17 protein-coding genes are annotated in these 22,998 nt (G+C 70.0%); 15 read left to right on the top strand and 2 right to left on the bottom strand.

Going from position 1 to position 22,998, the window contains the following annotated elements:
* Positions 1–23 precede the first annotated feature (23 nt).
* The 9 genes from ACIHAA_RS29895 (at position 24) to ACIHAA_RS29935 (ending at position 8,907) form a co-directional block, all read left to right on the top strand.
* Positions 24–1,292 (top strand): glycosyltransferase, encoded by a 1,269-nt coding sequence (locus ACIHAA_RS29895; RefSeq protein WP_399822626.1) that lies wholly within the window; start codon positions 24–26, stop codon positions 1,290–1,292.
* Positions 1,292–2,497, top strand: a complete 1,206-nt coding sequence (locus ACIHAA_RS29900; protein ID WP_399822628.1) for a nucleotide disphospho-sugar-binding domain-containing protein — start codon at positions 1,292–1,294, stop codon at positions 2,495–2,497. The genes ACIHAA_RS29895 and ACIHAA_RS29900 overlap by 1 nt, the downstream gene beginning before the upstream one ends.
* Positions 2,498–2,521: 24 nt before the next feature.
* On the top strand, positions 2,522–3,127 hold the full coding sequence (locus tag ACIHAA_RS29905; RefSeq protein ID WP_399822630.1) for a dTDP-4-dehydrorhamnose 3,5-epimerase family protein: 606 nt from the start codon (positions 2,522–2,524) through the stop codon (positions 3,125–3,127).
* Entirely contained in the window at positions 3,124–4,104 is a 981-nt protein-coding gene (locus ACIHAA_RS29910; protein ID WP_399822631.1) for an NAD-dependent epimerase/dehydratase family protein, read from the top strand. The genes ACIHAA_RS29905 and ACIHAA_RS29910 overlap by 4 nt, the downstream gene beginning before the upstream one ends.
* Positions 4,105–4,279: 175 nt before the next feature.
* Complete coding sequence (locus ACIHAA_RS29915; protein WP_399822633.1) at positions 4,280–5,347, top strand: glucose-1-phosphate thymidylyltransferase; 1,068 nt, start codon at positions 4,280–4,282, stop codon at positions 5,345–5,347.
* A 55-nt stretch (positions 5,348–5,402) separates the two neighbouring features.
* Positions 5,403–5,768 (top strand): DUF6059 family protein, encoded by a 366-nt coding sequence (locus tag ACIHAA_RS29920; protein ID WP_399822635.1) that lies wholly within the window; start codon positions 5,403–5,405, stop codon positions 5,766–5,768.
* A 41-nt stretch (positions 5,769–5,809) separates the two neighbouring features.
* Positions 5,810–6,415: a DNA-binding response regulator gene (locus ACIHAA_RS29925; protein ID WP_399822637.1), complete on the top strand. Its 606-nt coding sequence runs from the start codon at positions 5,810–5,812 to the stop codon at positions 6,413–6,415.
* Between the two features lie 173 nt (positions 6,416–6,588).
* Entirely contained in the window at positions 6,589–7,776 is a 1,188-nt protein-coding gene (locus ACIHAA_RS29930) for a DegT/DnrJ/EryC1/StrS family aminotransferase (RefSeq protein ID WP_399822639.1), read from the top strand.
* A 195-nt stretch (positions 7,777–7,971) separates the two neighbouring features.
* The gene (locus ACIHAA_RS29935; RefSeq protein ID WP_399822641.1) at positions 7,972–8,907 is read left to right on the top strand and encodes an NAD-dependent epimerase/dehydratase family protein; all 936 of its coding nucleotides are present in this window, start codon (positions 7,972–7,974) and stop codon (positions 8,905–8,907) included.
* A gap of 68 nt (positions 8,908–8,975) precedes the next feature.
* Here the strand turns inward: ACIHAA_RS29935 and ACIHAA_RS29940 are convergent, their stop codons facing one another.
* Positions 8,976–12,431, bottom strand: a complete 3,456-nt coding sequence (locus tag ACIHAA_RS29940; protein WP_399822643.1) for an SDR family NAD(P)-dependent oxidoreductase — start codon at positions 12,429–12,431, stop codon at positions 8,976–8,978.
* Positions 12,425–13,621 carry a cytochrome P450 gene (locus ACIHAA_RS29945; RefSeq protein ID WP_399822644.1) on the bottom strand — a complete coding sequence of 399 codons (1,197 nt, stop codon included), beginning with the start codon at positions 13,619–13,621 and terminating at the stop codon, positions 12,425–12,427. The genes ACIHAA_RS29940 and ACIHAA_RS29945 overlap by 7 nt, the downstream gene beginning before the upstream one ends.
* A gap of 203 nt (positions 13,622–13,824) precedes the next feature.
* On the opposite strand from ACIHAA_RS29945, the gene ACIHAA_RS29950 reads away from it, so the two are divergent.
* From ACIHAA_RS29950 to ACIHAA_RS29975, 6 genes are all read left to right on the top strand, one after another.
* Complete coding sequence (locus ACIHAA_RS29950; protein ID WP_399822646.1) at positions 13,825–14,817, top strand: aldo/keto reductase; 993 nt, start codon at positions 13,825–13,827, stop codon at positions 14,815–14,817.
* 33 nt (positions 14,818–14,850) lie between these two features.
* Positions 14,851–15,978 carry a serine hydrolase domain-containing protein gene (locus ACIHAA_RS29955; RefSeq protein ID WP_399822648.1) on the top strand — a complete coding sequence of 376 codons (1,128 nt, stop codon included), beginning with the start codon at positions 14,851–14,853 and terminating at the stop codon, positions 15,976–15,978.
* The gene (locus ACIHAA_RS29960) at positions 15,975–17,285 is read left to right on the top strand and encodes a condensation domain-containing protein (RefSeq protein ID WP_399822650.1); all 1,311 of its coding nucleotides are present in this window, start codon (positions 15,975–15,977) and stop codon (positions 17,283–17,285) included. Before ACIHAA_RS29955 ends, ACIHAA_RS29960 begins: the two co-directional genes overlap by 4 nt.
* 620 nt (positions 17,286–17,905) lie before the next feature.
* The gene (locus ACIHAA_RS29965; protein ID WP_399822652.1) at positions 17,906–19,924 is read left to right on the top strand and encodes a BTAD domain-containing putative transcriptional regulator; all 2,019 of its coding nucleotides are present in this window, start codon (positions 17,906–17,908) and stop codon (positions 19,922–19,924) included.
* Between the two features lie 369 nt (positions 19,925–20,293).
* Positions 20,294–20,443, top strand: coding sequence for a hypothetical protein (locus ACIHAA_RS29970; protein ID WP_399822654.1), 150 nt, complete (start codon positions 20,294–20,296; stop codon positions 20,441–20,443).
* A 22-nt stretch (positions 20,444–20,465) separates the two neighbouring features.
* Complete coding sequence (locus ACIHAA_RS29975; protein WP_399822656.1) at positions 20,466–22,934, top strand: PEP/pyruvate-binding domain-containing protein; 2,469 nt, start codon at positions 20,466–20,468, stop codon at positions 22,932–22,934.
* Positions 22,935–22,998: the final 64 nt, after the last annotated feature.

The raw sequence follows: 22,998 nt of genomic DNA on the forward strand, positions 1-22,998 counted from the left end.
GCAGTCCGGCCGACCATGGGGCGATGCGCGCCTTGTTCATCACCTGGGCCTGGAACACTCACTTCTACCCCATGGTCCCGCTCGGCCACGCACTGCGGGCGGCAGGCCACGAGGTCATGGTCGCCAGCCAGCCCTCGTTCACCAGCACCATCACCGACGCGGGCCTGCCCGCCCTGCCGGTCGGCCCCGACATCGACATGCAGGGCCGCGTCACAGAGGCGTACCGCAATTGGCGCCCGCCTGCCCATGGTGCCAAGGGCACATCCAAGGCCCCACGCGGCCGGAGAACCTACCAACTCGCCGCGGACTGCGCCGAGGCGATGGCCGACGAGGCGATGGACTTCGCGCACTCCTGGCAACCGGATGTCGTCGTGTACGAGCCGATGGCGCTGTTGGGGCCGCTGATGGCCGCCCACCTGGGCGTCCCCGCAATGCGGCTGCTGTGGGGAATAGACTTCTCGCGCGCGATCACCCTGCTCGGCGACGAGCTCTTCGGCGGCCTGGCCGAACGGCTGGGCGTGGACGAGTTCGCCCCGCTGGGGGATGTGACGCTGGATTCGTGCCCACCCCGGCTGCAGGTCCCCGCCGATGACGTCACCCGCCAGCCGCTGCGCTACGTCCCCTACAACGGCCCAGCCCGGCTGCCCGCTGTGCTGCGCCGTCGGCCCGACCGGCCACGCATCGCCGTCACCTGGGGCAAGACCCTGCTTCCCATCGGCCTGCACGACGGCACCCTCGGCCCCCGTATCGTCCGCGCACTCGGCCGCCACGACGTCGACGTCGTCGTCGCCACCTCCGCCGACCAACGTCAGCACTACACCGCGCTGCCCGACAACGTGAGCCATGTCGGGCCCGTCCCGCTGGACCTCCTTCTGCCCGGTTGCGCCGCCATCATCCACCACGGCGGCGGAGGTACCACCATGACCGCGATGAGTCACGGCGTCCCCCAACTGCTCCTCCCCTGGATCCCCGACGGTGTGGTCACCGCCCGGCAACTCCAGGCCACCGGCAGCGGACGTCACCTCCAACCGCAGGACCTCGACGACACCGCACTCACCGACGCACTCGAGGCGTTCCTCGCCGACCTGCCCACCTACCAGGACCACGCCGGCCGACTGGGCAGGGAGAACCGGGCCCTGCCCACCCCCTCTGAGGTCGCCACCCTGCTCGCCGCACGGCTCAGCGGCCGCACAGGTCCATGGGCCCAAGTCCGTTCCCAGCCATGCACGAGTCGTTCCCCAGCTCGCTGCCGGAACATGACCATGGACCGAATAAGTGGAGGCACACGCTGATGCGCGCACTGTTCATCACTTGGCCGTGGAATTCTCACTTCTATCCGATGGCACCGCTGGGCTGGGCACTGCGCGCCGCAGGGCACGATGTGATGGTTGCCAGTCAGCCGTCCTTCGCGCCTACGATCACCGGAGCCGGGCTGCCCGCGCTGCCCGTGGGCCCCGACCTCGACATCGTCGGTCAGCTGTCGGAAATGTACCGTGGCTGGCGCCCGGAGAACGACCGGGCCGTCGTCGAGAACAGCCCACACCGAAAGAACGGCATCGTCTCGCTGTACCGGATCGCGGAGTCCGCGGAGGCCATGGCAGAGGAGGCAACGGAATTCGCCCGGCAGTGGCGGCCGGACTTCGTCGTCTTCGAGCCGATGGCCTTCCTGGGGCCGGTTCTCGCCAGTGCGCTCGGGGTTCCCTCGATGCGCCTGCTGTGGGCCACCGACTCGTCCGCGAAAATCGCGCGCATCCAGGACGAGATGCTGGGCGGCCTCGCCCAGCGGATCGGGGCCGACCAGGTGAACCTGGTCGGCGACCTGACGCTGGACCCGTGCCCACCGCGGCTGCGCCGGGTCGACCCCAGGGTGACCGGCACGTCCATGCGTTACATCCCCTACAACGGCCCCGCCGAGCTGCCGCTGTGGTTGCGCACCCCGCCCAGCCGGCCGCGCATCCTCGTCACCTGGGGCGGGTCGTTGTTCCAGTACGGCTGGAACGAGGGCATTCTCGCTCCTCGCGTCGTGCGTGCCCTCGCGGACCAGGACGTGGAGGTCGTCGTTGCGGTGCACGGGGAGTACCGCGAGATGTTCACCGACCTGCCGGCGAACGTCGTGCACGTCGGCCCGGTCGCGCTGCATCTGCTGCTGCCCAGCTGCGCGGCCATCGTGCACCAGGGCGGCGCGGGCACCACGATGACGGCCGTGAGCTCTGGTACGCCGCAGTTCGTCGTGCCCTGGTGGCCCGACGCCATCGTCAACGCCAGACAGGTCGAAGCCACCGGCAGCGGACGCCACCTGTGGCCGGTCGACCTTGAGGACGCCACCCTGAAAGAGGCGCTCTGCCAGTTCATCGCCGATCTGCCCGACTACCAGAACGCCGCCACGCGACTACAGGACGAGCATCTCGCTCTGCCTACGCCGGCCGAGGTCGTCACCCAGATCGAGCGGGACTCAGCGGCAGGCACGGGCCTGTGGGCGGCCAGGAAACCGGCGTAATCCAAAGGGCGCGAGGGAGTTCAGATGAAGGCTCGTCCGCTGACCCTACCGGGCGCGTTCGAGGTGATACCCGACCGGCATCGCGACAAGCGGGGTGTCTTCCTCGAATGGTTCCGCGCCGACTGGCTGCGCGAGGCCACGGGACACACGTTGAACGTAGCCCAGGTCAACCTGTCGGTCTCCACACTGGGTGCGATCCGTGGCCTGCACCTGACCAGGACGCCACCGGGACAGGCCAAGTACGTCTCCTGCATGAGCGGCGCGATCGTCGATGTCCTGGTGGACCTGCGGCTCGGCTCGCCGACGTTCGGACAGCACGAAAGTGTTCGACTGGACGCGACGGAACAGCACAGCGTGTATGTGCCCGAGGGTTTCGGGCACGGGTTCTGCGCCCTCACCGAGGGCGCCACCGTCTCCTACCTGTGTTCCACCTCGTACGCTCCCGAGATCGAGTACGTGCTGAACCCGCTGGATCCCGAACTCGGCATCAGCTGGCCGGTCGCCGATCCGATCCCGTCGGACATCGCGGCCCAGGGCCGCGGACTGCGCGAGTGCCTGGATGAACAGCTCCTGCCGACCTATGACGAATGCCGGGCTCTTGCCCAGGCGCACCCGGGCCGGCCGACGTGACCCCACCGCAGCCGCGCGCGCTCGTGCTGGGTGGTACCGGCTACCTTGGTCGTCGGCTGTGTACGGCACTGGACGCCGCAGGCTGGTCCGTGCTCGCCGTAGGGCGCCGGTCAGTACCGGTCACCGCAGCCCGGCTGCTGGTGGCGGATCTCACCAGTGCGGACATCTCTGACGTGCTGGCCGAGGCGCAGCCGAGCCTGGTGGTCAACGCCGCCGGCGGGGTATGGCAACTGAGCGAACCCGAACTGATCGACTCCAATGCCGTGCTGGTCGACCGGCTGGTGGCCGCGCTCGCGAAACATCCCCGAGCGGTACGTCTCATTCAGCTGGGTTCGGCCAAGGAGTACGGCACCGGACCGGCCGGCGTCGCGATCGCCGAAGACGCCGTCGCACGGCCCGTGAGCACCTACGGCAAAAGCAAGTTGTCGGCGACCCGAGCGGTGCTTGCGGCCACGCGGCGAGGCGAACTGGAGGGTGTGATCCTGCGCCTGCCGACCACGATCGGGCCGGGCAGTCCCCAGGTGAGCCTGCTCGGTACGGTTTCCGCGGCACTGGCCGCCGCGGTGCGGGAGAACCGGCCCGCGGTGCTGCGGCTGTACCGGCTGACGGCCCATCAGGACTTCCTGGCGCTGGACGACCTGGCCCGTGGCGTCCTGGCGGCGGCGCAGAGCAGGCAGGCGGTGGGGCGGATCATCAACCTCGGCTACGGGGAGGCGATCTCCGTGCGATCACTGGTCGAGACGCTGGTGGCTGTCAGCGGTTGGCCGACACAGATCCGCGACGATGCGCCGCCGTCGGGAACCGACCGGATCGAATGGCAGCGCCTCGACATCTCGACGGCCGCCGAGTTGCTCGGCTGGACGCCTCGGCAACAACTGCGCGACGCGCTCACCGAGGTGTGGTCCGCGGTGAATCCTCAGCGCGACGCCGACGTCGCCCCCGACTCCGCGGACCGTCGGGCGACGCATTCCAAGTAGACGCCGCAGTCGGGCACGTGCCCCGCCGCGGGCCACCGCGGCCCGAGCGCGGCTGCCACTCGAGAACCGGCTGTGCCTGCTCCGTCATGACCTTTGACGCTCACTCTGGGATACCGGCACGCCTATGGACCGGTACCTCAGCGGTATTCGAGAAGGCCGTCCTAACGTTCGTTGCATGAAGGCTCTCGTTTTGTCCGGTGGCTCGGGCACGCGTCTGTGGCCCCTGACGCACACGTCGCCCAAACAACTGGTACCGGTGGCCAACAAACCGGTTCTCTACTATGCCCTTGAGGATGTCGCACGAGCTGGGATCACCGAGTTGGGGATCGTGGTCGGGGAGACCGCCTTCGAGATCCAGGAAGCGGTGGGCGACGGTTCCAAGTTCGGTCTGCAGGTGACCTACCTGCCGCAGGAAAAGCCGCTGGGACTCGCGCACGCGGTCCTCATCGCCCGGGAATACCTCGGCGACGACGACTTCGTCATGTATCTGGGTGACAGTTTCGCCGTCGGCGGGGCCGCGTGCCTGGTGCGTGAGTTCCGCGCCGACCCGACCGACGCGCGGGTCCTGCTCACCCAGGTGCCGGACCCGACCGTCTTCGGCGTGGCCGAAGTGGCCGACGACGGGCGGATCCTGGGCCTGGAGGAGAAGCCGGCGCGGCCCAAGAGCGACATGGCCGTGGTCGGCGTGTACCTCTTCACGCCCGTCGTGCACGAGGCGGTGCGAGCCGTCGAGCCGTCCTGGCGCGGCGAGCTGGAGATCACCGACGCCATCCAGCGGCTGATCGACACCCGGCATGAGGTCCGGTCGACGCGTTTTCACGGCTACTGGAAGGACACCGGCGACGCCTCCGGCGTCCTGGAGGCCAACCGGTCGGTGCTGGAGAACGTCGAGCCGCGGACCGAGGGCACGGTGGACGCGGACAGCGAGGTGATCGGCCGGGTCAGAATCGAGGCCGGCGCACAGATACGCGGCTCCCGCGTGGTCGGCCCGGCCGTGATCGGCTGCAACACGGTCATCAGCAATTCGTACGTCGGCCCCTACACCTCCATAGCGGAGGACTGCCGGGTGCAGGACACCGAGATCGAGTACTCCATCGTGCTGCGCGAGGCCCGCCTGGACGGTGTGGGCCGGCTCCGGGCATCCCTCATCGGCCGCAACGCGAGCGTGACCCCCGCCGCGCGGAAGCCGTTCAGCAACCGGCTGATCCTCGGCGATCACAGCGAGGTGCAGATCTCTCCATGAGCATACGGAGGAACGCGATGAGCGGCGGTGCCGTCGGCACTGATGGCGGTGCGGCGTGAGGGGGACGCTGCGCACCGTACGCGGTCTGGTGAGCGACTACTGCCTGCGGCCACTGTGGCGCTGCCTGATGACGTACGGATCACTCCACGTCACACCTGTCCCCCCCGACCCGTTCGATTTCTCCATCGTCGAACAGTTCGTGTATGTCACCACTTCTTGGCTCGCCCCGGTCCGCTACGCCCAGCACCAGCCCGCAAGGCTGGCCGGGCCGCGGGCCGGCCACCCCGAGCGCGTGAGGCCTGACGTGCCGCTGACGGAGCGGGAACGGCTGCTCGACCTTGAGGTCTGGTCAGCGCAGCGCCCGCACCGGACCCAGCCGCCCCGGCGGTCGCAGCGCCGCCGCGGCAGGTCCGCCCGGTAGCCTGGACGGTACGGGACAGGCGTGAGGGAGAGCGGACGTTCGTGATCAGTGTGGCGATCGTCGAGGACCAGGCGATGTTACGTTCGGCTATCGCAGCTCTGCTGGAACTGGAGCCCGACATCAGGGTCGTGGCCCAGCTCGGCCGGGGGGACACGGCGGTGGAGACCCTCGCGGATACCGGATGCGACGTTCTCCTGCTGGACGTCGAGATGCCCGGTGTCAGCGGTCTGGACGTCGCCGAGGCGCTCAAGCAGCATTCCCACCCACCGCTGGTGATGATGCTGACGACATTCCAGCGGCCCGGGTACGTGCGGCGGGCGCTGGAGGCGGGAGCGCGCGCCTACATCACGAAGGACTCGTCGGTGGGAGAGATCGCCGCCGCCATCCGACGGGTGGCCGCAGGCGAACTCCTCTTCTCCGGCCAGCAGGTGCGGCTGGCCATGGAGTCGGGCGACAGCCCGCTGAGCAAGCGGGAAGGTGACGTGCTGCGTGCCGCCCAGTTCCACGACACTCTGGCCGACATCGCGGAGTACCTGCATCTGTCGGTGAGCACCGTCAGTAACTACATCACCGCGGCGATCGCGAAGACCGCCTCCCGCAACCGGGGCCAGGCCATCAGGATCGCGCGCGACCGCGGCTGGTTGTAGCGGGCGGCACTCGCGCTGTCCTTCACCAGTCCTCGACCGGCGCGGTCCATCGTGAGGGACCTGAGAGAAGGGGTTCCTCACATGCGTGTGCCCGCTGTCACCCGCCCCATGCGCACCGCCCGCTCTGGCGACCGGGCGCGCGAACCGCGCCTCGTCGAGGCCGGGGAGCGGCGGTGAAACGGACTCTGGGGAGCCTGGCCGTCCTGGGCGGCGCGCCGGCGTTCGACACTCCCGTGGTCTTCGGACGGCCCAACATCGGTTCACGCAAGGCGTTCTACGACCGGCTGGACACGGTTCTCGACAGCAGATGGCTCTCCAACGGCGGTGTCCTGTGCGAGGAGTTCGAACGGCGCGTCGCCCAGGAGGCCGGCACCCCGTACTGCATCGCCACGTGCAACGCCACCTCCGCCCTTCAACTCGCCTTGCGGGCACGGGGTGTGACAGGCGAGGTGATCATGCCGGCATTCACCTTCGCCGCGACCGCACACGCCCTGTCATGGATCGGGCTGACCCCCGTCCTGTGCGACGTTGACCCCGACGACGGCTCGCTGCTGCTGTCGGAGGCCGAAGCCCTCATCGGCCCGGACACCACGGCCATCCTGGGCGTCCACATCTGGGGTCGGCCCAGCCGGCTGGACGAACTGACCTCGCTGGCCCGGCGCCACGGTCTCGCCCTGATCTTCGACTCCGCGCACGCCTTCGGGTGCGGCTGGAACGGGCGGCGCATAGGCGGCTTCGGCGACGCCGAGGTGTTCAGCTTCCACGCCACGAAGTTCATCAATTCCTTCGAGGGCGGTGCGCTGGTCACAGCCGACGGGGAACTGGCCCGCCGGGCCCGACAGATGCGGAACTTCGGCATCGCCGGGCACGACGACGTCGTCTCGGTGGGCACCAACGCCAAGCTGCACGAGGCCAGCGCCGCCATGGGCCTGACGTCCCTGGACGACATGGACCACTTCGTACGCAGCAACCGGGAGAACTACCGGCGCTACCAGGACGAGCTCGCTGGCACGCCGGGACTGCGGCTGCTGGAGGTCGACGAGCGCGAAGCCAACAACTACCAGTACGTCGTGCTCGACGTGGACGCCGCACGCACCGGACTGGACCGCGACGACCTGTTGGCGGTCCTGGCGGCTGAAAACGTCTTCGCCCGCCGCTACTTCTATCCGGGCTGCCACCGCATGGACCCCTACCGCACCCACCGCCCGTTCCCGGGTACCGACAGCATCGCCGCCCGCGTCATGGTGCTGCCCACCGGCGAATGCGTCACCGCTGATGACATCACCGCGGTGTGCGCGATCATCCGGTTCGCGGTGGAGCGGGGCCACGAGGTCACCCGGTGCCTGCGCCGGGCCGCCTGACCACGTGGGCTCGTACGGCACCCCGAGTCGGCCCGGACGGTAACCAGGACGTCTCGGGAACCGGTAGAAGCCACGTGCAGGAGCCGACGCCGACACATGTCCAGCGGCTCTGGAGCCCCGGGCACTGTACTGGCCGTCCGGTATGGCCGAGCTCGCGCCAATGGAAAGCCAAGGAAAATAAGGGGGGCGCACCAGATGCCCGGACTCGCATCCCGCGGGAAGCCCATCACCATACGCCGGGCAGTGGTGATCGGAGCGGGCGGATTCATCGGCAGGGAGCTCAGCGCGGTGCTGCACCAGACGGGCATCGACACCGCGTGTTTCACCAGGAAGGCCGCCTTCATGCCGCCCGTCGGGCTCGCGCACTGCCTGCTCACCGCGGACGTCGTCTTCTACCTCGCCAGCAGCATCAACCCGCTGCTCGGGGAACAGCACCCCGAAAGGGCCCAGGCGGACCACCGGCTGTTCGCGGAACTGCTCTGCCGACTGGCCCAGATGCAGGATCCACCAACGGTGATGCTGACCAGTTCCGGCGGCACGGTGTACGACCCGGACGTCCGCCCGCCATTCTCGGAAGTCTCGCCGACCCGCGCCACGGCCTCCTACGGCGCCGCCAAACTAGCGTTGGAGGAGGAGCTGTCCGCGTATTGCGGCACCATCCCGGGCATCATCCTGCGCCTGTCCAACGTCTACGGTCCCCGACAGCGCGCGACGGCCGGGCAGGGCGTCCTGGCCCACTGGCTGCGCGCGGTGCGCGAGGGCACACCGCTGAGGATCATCGGCGACCCGGCAAGCACCCGGGACTACGTGTACATCGACGACGTCGTCGACTGCATGCACCGGCTTCTGCACGTCGACCGGAGCGGGCTCCTGGCCACCTGGGGAAACCCGCTGGTCCTCAACGTCGGCTCAGGACGGCCCACCTCCCTCGCCGAACTGGCCGACGTCGTACGGAGGGTGGTGGACCATCCCCTGGTCTTCGAACACCTACCGTCCCGCGGCCTCGACCGCGCTCAGGTCTGGCTGGACGTGCGGCGGGCCCGTACCGCGATCGGCTGGCAGGCGCGAACGTCCCTGACCGACGGCGTCAGGGAGGCGTGGCGTGCGGCCGTCCCCGCGGCTGCAGGGTGATCAGGAACCGTTGACGACGCTCCAGCCGGGGGCCGGGGCGCCGTCTCCTCGCCCCGGCCCCCGGGCGCTCATGACGGTGCAGGCTGCTCGGCAGCGCGCTCGGCGACGGTGGCCAGTGCGCGCACCGTCGGGTTGTCATAGATCTCGACGACCGGGACGCGGACGCCGCAGTCGTCGGACAGGAGAGCGGCAGCCCGGATCGCCATGACCGAAGTCCCGCCCAGGGAGAAGAAGTTGTCGTCGACCCCTACGTCCTGCCGCTCCAGCACCTGCGACCACACCCGGACGACAGCGTCCTGCCACGGTGTCAGCGGGCGGACGTCCCCGGTGGCTGCCCGCGCGGACCGCGGACCAGGCCGGTCCGCGTCCCGCGTCCCGGTGCCCCGTCCCGGGACGTAACCCAGCAGCAGGTAGGGTTCGCCCGCGTCGAGCGCGAGCTCGAACAGGTCGACTGCCTCGTCCCGGTTCATGGTCCGAAAGCCCCGGCGGCGGACCGCCACGTCGAGCTCGGCGGCCTTCCGGCTCATACCGAGGCCCGACCACACGCTCCACGCCTGGGCGTGCGCCGATGCGGAACCGGGCCGGCGCGGGCCGCGGGCGAAGGCGTCGACGCCTGTGCAGGCCGCCGCGTAGGAGCCGAACGGGGAGGCACCGAAGGCGCCGTTGAGCGAGGAGAACAGCACCAGCGTGCACGAGGGGCGCCGGGCCGCCAGTCGCGCGGCGGCCCAGGCGGTCAGGAACTTGTTCCGCAGGACGGAGCGGAACGTGTCCACCGGCTCGTTCGCCACCACATGCCCCTCCGGCTCCAGCCAGTTGCTGCCCACGTCCTGCGACGCGAGGTGCAGCACCAGCCCCACCGTGCCGCCCCACCGGGTCTCCGTCTCGGTGACGGCCCCCTCGAGGGCCGCCTCGTCACCGGCGTCGCAGCACACATAGTGCACGCGGCCCCGCTCCGCCAGCGCGGTGAGGCGCCGCGCGCGCTCTCCGGCGCCGCCCACGCCCACCGGGGTGCGTCCCACCAGCACCAGGTCCATGCCGTACCGGCCCTGGAGGTGCCGCGCGAGCTCGTACCCCACATCGCTCAAACCACCGGTGATCAGTGCCGTGGCGCCGGTGCGCAACGCGGACGGGGTGCCGGGGTCAGCCGGAGCCGGCGCCTGCACGGGGACCTTGCGGGGCACGTACCGGGTGCCGTCCCGATAGGCGGCGACGGCCTCGCCGTCGGCGCTACGAGCCTCGCCGGCCAGGGTGTCCAGGACGGTGGCGGGGGTCTCGGCTGTGCCGAAGTCCACCTGCCGCACGTCGAGCCGGACGCCCTCCGTCCGTGCCGTCCTGACCAGTCCGGTCACGGTCGCCGCCAGCGGGTTCACCGGTTCGTCCGCGCGGACCGCGCATGCGTGGCGCGTCACGATGAGAAACCGTTCGGGAGGTGCCGGGGCACGCTGCGCGGACTGCAGGGCGACCAGCAGCGAGGCGGGCCCGCCTCCGTCGAGGACCTCGGGCCCCGGTGTCCGGGGCAGCGTGGTGTCCGCTCCGGGCAGCCAGATGTAGACCGCCGTCCGGGGACGCAGGCCGTGACGGTCCAGGGCGGTGTGCACAGCCGCGTGCGAGGCGGGGTCGTCCGGGTCGATCTCGTAGCGCAGCGGGGTCAGTTCACGGAAGGCGGGGCCGCGTGAGACGACGACGCTGCCGGGCGGCGCGATTCGCGCGTCCTCCGCGTCGCCGAACAGCAGCAGCACCCCTGGCTGCGTCCCCTGGGGCGGTGGCGCGGGGGTGGGGTCCCAGATCTCCGTGCACATCCAGGATGCCGGGTCCTCGGAACGGGCGTACTCCTTGGCGAGCCGCTTCCGCTGGATCTTGCCGATCGCCGTCTTCGGGAAGGACTCCGCCGGGATCAACACCACGTCGTCGGGCACGAAACCAAACCGACGTCCCGTCACCTCACGTACGGAGGAGACGAGTTCCTCCGACGTCGCGGTGGCGGCACAGGTGCGGGCCGCGAAGACGACGGTGCGGCGCTGTCCGCGGTGGGTGTGCACCCCGCACACCGCGACGAAGCCGGGCCTGAGGTCGGGGACCGACTCCAGTGCCGCCTCGATGTCGTGGACGGGGACGTTGACACCGTTGACGACGATGGCGTCGGTTCCCCGCCCCACGAGGGTCAGCTCGCCCTCGTGGACGAACGCCCGGTCCCCGGTGCGGAACCAGCCGTCGGCGGTGAACGCCTGCCGGTTCGCCTCCACGTTGCCCACGTAACCGCGAAACAGCGTGGACCCGCTGATCTCCAGGTCGCCCACCCGGTCGCACGGCAGCACCTGGCCGTCCTCGCCGGTGATGCGGACCGTGACGCCCGGCAGGGGGACGCCCGTGACGGTGAGGGCAAGCGACCTCGGCAGGCCGGGGCGGACGAAGGCCAGTGCACCGTCGAGGGAGGCCGCGTCCACATGCACCATGCCCACGGCGGTGTCGGCGGCGTCCAGGCGCGAGTAGACCACCCCGGAACCCGTTTCCGACATGCCCCAGCTCGGGTGCACGGCGTCCGTGTGAAGACCGTGCCCGGCCAGCCGGGCGGCGAACTCCTGGGCGGTCGCGCCGACGACGGCCTCGCCACCGTTGAGCATGTGCCGCAGCGCGCGCAGGTCCCAGCTGCGCCCGGTGCCCCGGCGCAGCTCGCTGTTGACGAGGCCGTAGGCGAAGTTGGGCGCCCAGGTCATCGTGGCGCGGTGCGCGCTGAGCAGGTCGAGCCACGCCAGCGGGTCCCCGAGGATGAGGCGGGTGTCCACGTCGACGTAGTCACACCCCAAGAACGCGGACTGCAGGCACCACATGACCAGACCGCCGATGTGGTCGAGCGGCATCCAGTTCAGCGCGACCTCGTCGGGCCCGAACCCGTTGTGCCGGGCCGCGGCCCACGCACGGTGGGCCAGCGCCCGGTGGGTCAGCGGCACGCATTTCGCCACGCCGGTGCTGCCCGACGTCAGCAAGTGCACCGCGACGTCGTCCGGGCACCGCTGCACGGCCCCACCGGGCTGCGGCTCGGCCGCCTGGCTGCCGGACGGGGGCAGCGCTCGCAGGTCGAGGCGGCGGATGGCGGCGTCCTCGTCGGCCCAGTCCTCGTCGACGACGACCAACGGCCCGCGGAACAGCTCGCACACGCCCCGCAGCCGGCCCCGGTCGGCCTCCCCGGAGGGGCCCGCCGCCGGCGGCGCGATCGGGGTCGGTACCGCTCCTTCGAGCACACACGCCCAGAACGCGGTGAGGAATCGCATGCTGTCGCGGACCGCGAGCACGACCGGCTCACCGGGACCGACGCCCGCCGCGCGCAGCGCCGACCGCGCCGGGCCCGCGGCATGGGCCAAATCACCGTAGGTGACCGCCAGTTCCTCGCCGCCTGCGTCGACGGTGGTGACGGTGCGGCCACCGTCCGCCGCACGCAGCAGCGCGGCGCTCAGAGTCGCCGGCCAGTCGGTGGGCGGCTCGGCCGCTTCCCCGCTCAGGACCGCCTGCGGTGGTGCGCTTACCACGTGACCTCCAGCCTCTTCAGCCCGAAGAGCACGGCCTCGTAGTCGACCGCGTCGTGGGGAATGCGTTGCGCGAGCCGCAGACCGGGCAGGCGCTCCAGCAAGGTGGTCAGGACGACAGTCAGCTCCAGCCGCGCCACCCGCGCCCCGATGCAGGCATGGGGGCCATGACCGAAGGCCAGGTGCCGACCGGGGGAGCGGTGGACGTCGAAGCGCTCCGGGTCCTCGAACACCCTCGGGTCCCTGTTGCCCGCGGCGCCCAGCAGCACCACGCCGTCGCCGGCCCGGATCGTCGTCCCGCGCAGTTCGATGTCCTCGGCCGCTATCCGCACGGCGGCGAGCTCACCGACCGACAGAAACCTCAGCAGTTCCTCGACCGCCTGGGGTACCAACTCCGGATGCCGGCGTACCGCGGTGAGCTGCTCCGGATGGTGCAGCAGTGTCAGGACGCCCAGCGAGATCATGTGCGCGGTCGTCTCGTAGCCCGCCAGCAGGATGACGAACACCGTGGCCAGCATGGACCACATTTCGAGCTGACCGGCCGCGACGTACTCCCGCAGCACTCTGCCGATCATGCCGGCGCCGGCCGAAGCGGGCGATGCGGCTGCGTCGTCGGCGATCTCCCTGACGAAGTTGAACAGTTCCTCGAACGCCTCGGTGCCACGATGGGTGAGCGCGGCCACCGACAACTGCTCCAGCCGGGGTAGTGCGCCCTCCGGCGCGCCGAGGATCCGGCCGATAGTGAGTGCGGGCACGGGCATCGCCAGCGATGTCACCAGGTCGGCCGACGGCCCTTGCGCGACCATCCGGTCCAGGTGCCCATCGACGCAACTCTGCACGAACGGCCGCAGCTCATCGACCTGCCTGGGCAGGAACTCCGACAGGAACATGCGGCGGTGCGCCAGATGGTCCGGCGCGTCCATGCCGAGAAACACCGGCACGGTGGCGAGCTGGGCGGTCTCGCTGTCGAGGGAGGGAAAACCAGGCCGCGACCGGTCCGAACTGAGCCGGGCGTCGCCCAGCAGGGCCCGGATGTCTTCGTAGCGGGACACCAGCCACACCAGGGAGCCGCCGGCCAGACGCGCCCGCCGTACCGGCGCGTGCTCGCGCATCTCGGCGTAGGCGGCCGGCAGCCCGAACGGGCAGGGCCGGCGCATCGGGAACAGCGGCACGCCTGCGGGCACGGCCTCCACCGGGCACCTGCCACCGGCCGCGGGGCTTTCTCCGCGTCCATCGGGGGCGTCCATGCGCCGACCTCCGTTCTCCTCAGGTGGCGCCGCCGACGCTGGTGCGCGGCCGTCGGAGCGGATTCGTGCCCGCATCGAGCTGCTGATCGAGGGGCAGGACAGCGATGCTGGATCGGTATCCGAGCCGTCCCCGGCATGCTGCGTCCACCATGACTGTTCTTCTCCGCGAGGACTTGCGGCTCAGCCCCGTCGGCCTCGGCACCACCATGTCGGTCTTCAGCCCGGCTGCCGAACCCGTCAGCCCGCACGAGGCACTCGCGCTCCTGCGGCACGCCGTCGACATCGGTGTCACCTTCCTCGACACCGCCGATGTGTACGGTAACGGCGCGAACGAGGAACTCGTCGGCCGGCTGCTGGCCGACCGGCGCGCCGAAGTGACGGTGGCGACGAAGTTCGGCATCACCGGCGATCTCCAGGGGGCCAGGTGCGCCCGCGGCGACCGGTCCTATGTGGCGCGCTGCGCCGAAGCCAGCCTCAGGCGGCTGGGCACCGACACCATCGACCTGTACTACCTGCACCGGGTGGACCCGAACGTGCCGATCGAGGAGACCGTCGGCGCGATGGCCGAACTCGTCACCGCCGGGAAGGTGCGCCACCTGGGTCTGTGCGAAGTCACCGCGGCCGAACTGCGTCGCGCCCACGCGGTCCACCCGATAGCGGCCGTGCAGTCCGAGTGGAGCGTGTGGAGCCGCGACGTCGAGGCCACGGTGGTCCCGGCGGCGGCCGAGCTCGGTGCCGGGTTCGTACCGTACTCGCCGCTCGGCCGCGGCATGCTCGCCGGCACGGTCAGCGAAGACTCGCTGTCGGCCGACGACCTGCGACGGGCCTTGATGCCGCGCTACAGCGAGGACAACCTCGCGGTGAACGTCTCCGCGACCGGGACCATCGCCTCGGTCGCCGAGGAGACCGGTCTGACCCAGGCGCAAGTCAGCCTTGCCTGGCTGAAGGCCAAGGGCCGGGAGTTCGGCCTGCCGGTGGTGCCGATCCCCGGCACCCGGCGACGGCGGTATCTGGCCGACAACCTCGCATCGGCCGGCGCCGTGCTCGGCGAGGACCACATCCGGCGACTGGACGCCGTGGCCGGGGCGGTGGCGGGGGCCCGGTCCCGGGACCCGCACTGGATCTCCGCCGGCCGCGGATGACGGACAACCCTTCGACGGACGGGAGACGAGGAGTTGAACGACACGCAGTCGGCCCCGCTGCACAGCGGCGCACGTACGGTGCTGACCAGAGCCATGGACGACATGGTCGCCGCCGGGGCCACCGGAGTCCTGGTACGGGTGCACGACCGGCTCGGCGTGTGGACCGCCACGGCGGGCGTCGCCCGACGCGGTCGGCCGGATCCCGTCCCCGAGGATGCCCGCTTCCGCATCGGCAGCGTCACCAAGACCTTCGTGGCGGCCGTCGTGCTGCTGCTCATGGCCGAGGGCGAGCTGGATCTCGACGATCCAGTCGACCGGTACCTTCCGCGCTTCGGCCTTGATGGCCGCATCACCATACGGATGCTCCTCACCCACGTCAGCGGCCTGTACAGCTACTCGGGGGAGAACGAGCGCGACAGCAAGGCGCAGACCGGGCTCTTCGCCACCAGCGGCGAGCTGTACGTACGGCAGCTTGCGACCTCCTACACTCCCGACGAGCTGGTCCGCTTCGCGCTGGACCGGCCCGCGTACTTCGCGCCCGGAGAGGGCTTCGCGTACTCCAACACCAACTACGTCCTGGTCGGACTGCTCATCGAGGAAATCACCGGAGAACCGTACGCACAGCAGGTGGACCGGCGGATCGTGCAGCCGCTGGGCCTGGCCGACACCACCGTGCCGGGGTGCGACATGGCCATCCCCGGCCCGCACGCCCACGGCTACCTCGGCTACCGGCACGACGGGCGGCCGATGGTGGCCGACGTCACGCACTCCAGCCCGTCCTGGTACGGGGCCGCCGGCGAGATCATCTCCAGCGCCCGGGACCTCGACGTGTTTCTCGCCGCGCTGCTCGACGGCCGGCTGCTGCCCCCGCCCGCGCTCGCCGAAGTCACCTCCTTCATCCCGCCACCCCCCAGCCCCGGCGTCAGCCCTGGTCTGTTCCGCCGGGAGTTCGCCCCCGGCCGCACCGGTATCGGCCACTTCGGCAGCGTCCCCGGCTACCTCTGCAACGCCTACAGCACCGTCGACGGTGCGGCCCGGCTCGTGATGTCGGCGACCAAGGGCGCCGTCGACCGGTTCGACCCGGCCGCCTTCTCGGCGTTCCTGACCGCCATGGACCGCGCGCTCGTCGCCTGCTTCACGTCGCTGGTTCTGCCGTCGTGACCAAGGACGTACGGTGGCTCGCCGGTCTGCCCGCACCGCAGGCCCGGTACTGGTTCGGCGAGAAGGAGAGCCCCGGATCACCGGACGCGATGGACTCCTTCACCTTCCGGATCACCGGCCCGGTCGACGAGGCGGCGCTGCGGGGGGCCCTGCGCACGGTCATCGGCCGGCACACCGCCCTGCGCACCCTCATCACCAGGCAGTCCCACCGGCTCCTCACCACGGTCGTGGAACCTGACGCCGTGGGCGAGGTGCTGGAGGTCCGCCACGCCGCGCCGCCTGAGCACGAGCAGGCTCTGCGTGCGTTCGCCCATCGCCCCTTCCACCTGGACCGCGACCTGCCGGTGCGGGCGCTACTGGTGGCCTGCGGCACGACCGACGACGGGCCTTCACACCTCGTCGTCTGCGTGCACCACGTCGCGTTCGACGGATGGTCGGCGACGCTGTTCTTCTCCCAGCTCGGCGCCGCCTACCGCGCGTTGAGGCACGGCGAACTCCCGCCCGGCGATCCGCCCAGCCACTACGAGCGGATCTGGCGTGCGCAGAGCGAGGCGGAGACGGAACGGGACCGCAGCGACCTGATGGAGTGGGCCCAGGACCTCGTCGGCGTGCCTGACCTGCCGTTGCCGCTGAGCCCCGTGCCCGACTCACCCGGCGCCCTCGGCGAACAGCTGGTCGTCCTGTCGCCCCGCCACACCGGTCTGCTCGAAGTGGCCGCGAGGAACGCGGCCACCACGCCCAACGCCCTTCTGCTCACCGCCTGGGTGAGAGCCTTGCGTGCCCTCACCGGCGGTCGCGACTTTGCCGTCGGGCTGCCGGTCAGCGGGCGCACCTCACTGGCGAGCATGACCGCGATCGGATGTTTTGTCTCGGTGGTGCCGTTGAGGTTCCGGGCCCCCGGACACGTCGAGGGCGATGTCGAGCGGGACGTCGAGCGCGACCTCGGGCAAACCGTGGCGGGACTGGCCAAGGCCCTGCGCTTCCAATTCTCTCCGCTGGAAAGCATCGTCGGCGAAGCCGTCGCCCACGACGCACACCGCACACCGTTGTGCCAGGCGGCGTTTGTATCGCAGGAACAGACTGATCTCAGCCTGCGCCTCGATGGCGCCGAGAGTGTGTACGTGCCTCGTCTCAAGCCGGAGTCCGCGTTCGAGGTGACGCTGGAGGTGTGGTTCGCCACCAGGACCACGGCGCGGATCAAACACCGCGTCGACGTCCTCGACCAGCGGCGCGCGGCGCGCCTCGCCGGCCTGTGGCGCACGGAAGTGGACACGGTTGTGAAGGTGTGTGCCGACTCGCCGCGATGACTCGCGTCCGCCGGTACCACTGCGCCGCTACGGCGACCAGTCGTGGCCTGCGGCTGTCATCGCGCACCGGGGCGAAAATTCCGTTACCAGACTGCGGCGCCGTCTTCGCCTGCTTCCGGGATCCGCCGCTGACACCAACCGACGCACGTCACGGGATGGCCGATCAGTGCGCGATGTCAACGATGTCCGTCATACCTCGGTACCACCGATTACGTGACAGGGCTTGATTCATGACGCTCCCGCCTTTCCTGTATATCCCGGAGCCATTCAGTGAAACGAACTCCTCGGGTACGCAACTGGATCTGCACACAAGAAGGCCGATACTGAACCCCAAGGCAATGATCTGGCAAGGAAATGGTGTAGAAATACAAATGCAACTGCGAGCCGACGGGCGGTGCCGGCCGCGACAAGTACCGTGACTTTGCCGGATTGTTCCCGATTTCTCTGACTCAAGCGCACTGTTCGCAACGCACAGGTGACGGACCGTTGCCCTCCCCGGGCCGCAGACCGGCTCGTCGGCCGTCCGGTGCGGGGAAGCTATCGGGCCATATGTGAATACCGCCTTGTGTGCTTGAGACACCTAGTTTCTAATGGTGATCGCGAGCAATTATCGAACGTGCATGGCCGAATCGCACCGCTGTCTATGGCATTTGAACTCGTCATGGATGACCAGTAGCGGGAAGCTTGGCAACAGGGGAGATCTGTTCGGTATGTGGCAGTGTAAAGATGTGGCGGCTGACCGGTGCGCCGCAGACGGCAACGGGAGTGAATCGGACCGTCATCGAGTAAACCGCGGCACCGGAAGAGCGGACGCGTCATCGTTGATGATTTCGGTGCTCAGTCCCTTGAGTCTCACCGTCGGGGGCGTCGACGTCACGCCGACAGCTCCGAAACTGCGGACGATCATCGCCTATCTGGCGCTCCGTAGCAACAGGGTGGTGGCGATCGAGTCGCTGATCAGCGAACTCTGGGGGCAGGAGCCGCCGGTGAGCGCCACGGCGACCCTGCAGACGTACATGTACCAGTTGCGGCAGATCCTCACCCAGAACGGCCTCAACGGCAAGGAAATCCTCCTCACCAAGCCGATCGGCTACGAACTGCGGCTCAGGTCGACAGAACTGGACCTGGACATTTTTCGTAACCTGATGGAGCAGGCCCGGGAGCATCTTCAGGAAGGAGCCGACGAATCCGCACTCGCGATCGTCACGAAGGCACTCGATATGTGCCCGGCGGCACCGCTGAACGATGTGATCGGAGGTGAGATAATCGCTTCCTACATAGGCCAGATCGGTGAATCCGTGCTGCAGGCCGTGGAACTGGGGATCGAGGCCAAGCTGCGGCTCGGATATCATCAGGAACTCGTCGCGGAACTGAAACTGCTGTGTGCCGAGCACCCGTATCACGAGAACCTGCACGCGAAACTCATGATAAGCCTGCAGAGAATGGGTAGGCGCTCCGAGGCGCTGGTCGTCTACCAGATGATCCGGAGGAACCTGCAAGACGAACTCGGCATCGACCCCTCAGCCAGTCTGCAGGAACTCCAGAACAAGATTCTGAACGCTGACTCCAGCACCGTCAGCGAAATCGAGTTATCGTGGCAGGCGCGGGAGACGATCTCCCCGGCACAACTGCCCGGCAACATTGCGGAATTCACTGGACGGGCTGCCGAGATAGAGCAGCTGGACCGTATCCTGACGACGAACCAGAACACCCTGGCGCCGACCGTCGTGACCCTGACGGGCAGCCCGGGGACGGGGAAGTCCGCGCTCGCGGTCCGTGTCTGCCACGAAATCAGGGACCGTTTCTGTGACGGCCAGCTCTACGCCGACCTGGGCGGCGGCAGCGTCGAGCCGTACCAGGTGCTCGGCCGTTTCCTGCGCGGTGCCGGGTTCAAGGGCGAGGAGATCCCGGCCGACCTCGACGAGCGTTCCCAGCTGTTCCGGAGCTGGACCGGGCAGCACGAGGTCCTCATCCTGCTGGACAACGCCGCCTCCCGCGTCCAGGTACGCCCGCTGCTGACGTCGCGACCGGGCAGTACGGTCCTCATCACCGGAACGCAGCTGGCCATCGGCGGCTTAGAGGGGTCGCGGTCGTTCCGGCTGGACGTCCCCGCGCTGGAGGAGTGCGTGGCGATCCTGGGCTCGATGGTCGGCGCGGAACGCATGGCGGGCGAGGAGGACGTCGCCCACGACATCGCCCGGCTGTGCGACCAGCTTCCGGTGGCGCTGCGCATCGTGGCCGCAAAAATCGCCACCGGCGCATACACCTCGCTGACGGCAGCCGCCCAGCGGCTGACCGACCCCGAGGCCCGGCTGGAGGAACTCCGCTTCGGGGAATGGGACATCCGTGACACCTACGCCGCCGGGTACCGCCTGCTCGACGGCCAGGGACGCAAGGCCCTGACCATGATGGCGGTCTCCGAGCTCACCTCCATGACGTCGGTGCGGATCGCCGAACTGTGCGGCTGGGACCGCCTCCACGCCGAACGCGTCCTCACCCAGCTGAAAGATCTGCGGTTTCTGCGCTCGGTCGCCGCCGGCATCGGACCGGGCAGCTACGTCATGCCTCCGCTGGTCCACTCCTTCATGGATGCCCTGATGAACGGCGAACTCGCCATGATGCGCGCGGTCGGAACCTGAACCGGCGAAAAGATACTCGCGCCGGACCCGGAGTACGGCACCCGGGAGAAAACGCCCGGCGAAGTCCGTATGTAGTCCACTACACGGTCCGGGGGCCGGCGGAATGACTGCTGACGAACCGAGCACGCAAGGCGAGGAGCGCAGGGAAATCTATGAAGCGGAAACGACCGCAGCTCGGCGGCATCACAACCGCACTCCTCGCTCTTTGCCGATCGGCGGTCCACAGGCCTTGAGCGCGTTCGGCGTCCGCGTGATACCGGCGCTCACGGCCCCAGGCATCTTGATCGGGGCGTTCACGGCGCTAGCACGATTCACTGGCGCAAACCGGATGTGGTGGTGGGCGCCCAATTCGTCGAAATCGCCGCGGCCATGGTTCTGACATCGGCTTTCCTGCTCCCGTGCGACGACGCCGGGATCATGCTGTTCGTGACCACCGGCCCGGTCTCGAAGAAGCTCCTCCCCACCGACCATCCCAACAGTCACAGACACGCCAACTCCCGCTTCGCGCGGGACACCTAGCGACGGAAGAGTCACAGAGCCGATGGCCGATCTCATTCAACTCGCCCGACTCCGCTTCGACGACTGGGACCGGGTCGGAAGGAAAGCCGCGGTACTCGGCGAGGCACGCCACGCCGGTTTCCGCGTGCCCGACGGGTTCGCGGTGCCCTGGCAGGTTCTCGCGGACGTACTCGACGGCGTCGGCGACGACCCGCGCGCCGCCGTGCAGCGCATCCGCACCGCCCCCCTCCCATCGGCGCTGCGCGAGGAGCTGTCGGCGGCGCTCGACGCACTCGGCGGCGTGCCCGTCGCGGTCCGGTCGTCCGGAGTCGAGGAGGATCTGGCGGGACGGTCGTTCGCCGGACAATACGACTCGGTACTCAAGGTGGTCGGCGTCGACGCCGTGATCAAGGCGCTCCGGCAGTGCTGGGCCTCGGCGTTCTCCGACCACCTCGCCGCCTACCGCAGCGGCGTGGGCACCCCCGCACCGGTCGGCGTCCTCATCCAGGCCATGGTCCCCGCCACCGCGGCGGGCGTGGCCTTCAGCGCGAACCCGGTCACCGGCGACCGCGACGAGACTCTGGTGAGCGCCGTGACAGGTCTCGGCGACCGGCTGATGGCGGGCGAGAGCGACGCCGACGAGTGGTCCGTCCGGGACGGCACGGCCCGACTGGTGTCCGGTCCCGGCAAGGCCATCACCGCGGCGCAGGCAGGCGAGGCGGCCCAGCTCGCCGACCGGGTCGCCGAGCAGTTCGGCACGCCCCAGGACGTGGAATGGGCGTTCAGCGACGGCACGTTGTGGCTCTTGCAGGCCCGGCCCATCACCACGCTCGCGGACGATCCGGCGCCCCCCGCCGTGGAGGTGCCGCCGGGTTTCCACGTCAGGGACCCGAGGTCCCCGGCCCCGAGGCCGCGCCTGGAGGCCACCGTGTACCTGCCCGTGCTGTCGGCGTCCGCGCGGCACCTGTTCGCCTTCACCACGAAAGTCGCGCTGACCGCGACGGAGATCGGCGGCTGGGTGTACCTCAACTCCGGTCCCGCGGAGGCCGGGAGCACGCGGCGCATCGCCGAACAGGTCGCGGAAGGCGAGCCGCTCGCCCTCGTCGAACGCTGGGAGTCCGAGTGGAAACCGGCCTACGCTGCGCGCATCGGGCAGTTACGCCAACGCGACATCCGGGCCCTGACCGAGCCGGCGCTGGCCGCCCACACCGAGGAGGTCGCCGCGTTCTTCGCGGAATTCCACGACGTCTACTTCCGGCTCGCCGGAGCCGCCATGTTCCTCAGTGCACAACTGGGCCTGCTGGCCCAGCGGTACCTCGACTGGCCGCCGGGCGACCTGCTGCCCCTGCGCGGCGGGCTGGCCGGCGCACATATGGGCGCCGTCATCGGACTGGGTGACCTGGCCAGGCAGGCCGCCGACGACCCCGTCCTGCGTGCGGAGCTGGAACGCGACACGGCGGGCGCCCTCGAACGCCTTCACTCGCTCAACCCGCACTTCGCCGAGGCGTTCGAGACGTACCTCGACGAGCACGGCCACCGCAGCCCGGGCTTCGACCTCACCGAGCCGACGTTCGCCGAACGGCCCGCCGTGGTACTCGCCATGGTGAGCGCGCAACTCGACGAACACTTCGACCCCGAGGAGCGCCGCGCCGCCCTGGCCCGCCGTGTCCACCCGCTCCGCGCCGAGCTGGAACGCCGGCTCGCCTCCCGGCCGGCCACCGAACGCCACGCCTTCGCCGCGGCGCTCGCCGCCGCCGAGCTCAGCGCGCCCATCCGCGACGAGAAGTCGCATCTGGCCGTCTCCGCTTGGGCGTTGCTGCGCTACGCCGCCCTGGAGATCGGTGCCCGCCTGGCCGCCGCGGGACAGCTGGACCGGCAGGAGGACGTCTTCCACGTCCCGCTCCAGCAGGCCCTGGCCGCACTCGGCAACTCGGCCGACCTCCACCAGGAGGTACGGCTCGGCCGGACACGGCACCAGTGGGCCCTCGCCCACCCCGGGCCGCGCTTCTACGGCACCCCGACCGCCGGACCCGCCCAGGACCCGGACCCGGACCGGGACCCGTCCGAACTCCCCGCAGGCGTCCGGCACGTGAGGGACGTGGCCCGCTGGACGACCCGCCAGATGCAGACGGCACCGCCGCAGACACCACAGACGGACGGACTCGGCGGACTCGGCGCCTCCGCCGGCCGGACCACCGGCCTGGCCCGCATCGTCCGCGGCCCGGGCGACTTCGGCCGGGTGCGCAAGGGTGACGTGCTCGTCTGCCCCGAGACCACCGCGCAGTGGGCGGTGCTCTTCCCCAGCCTCGCGGGCCTCGTCGCCGACGGCGGCAGCCTGCTGTCCCATCCGGCAATCCTCGCCCGCGAGTACGGGATCCCGGCAGTGGTCGCCACGGGCAACGCCACCGCCGTCCTGCGCGACGGGGACCTGGTCGAGGTGGACGGAACCGCCGGCACCGTTCGGCTGAACACCTTCCTCACCGCCCGGCGCACCGAGCAGCGCCATGGCTGATGGCGCAGCCGGGCCCGGCTGCGGGCGGGTGCCGTCACCGAGCGCGTGCAGGAGAGAGAAATCG

Source organism: Streptomyces sp. NPDC052040 (assembly GCF_044548405.1).
Taxonomy (GTDB): Bacteria; Actinomycetota; Actinomycetes; order Streptomycetales; family Streptomycetaceae; genus Streptomyces.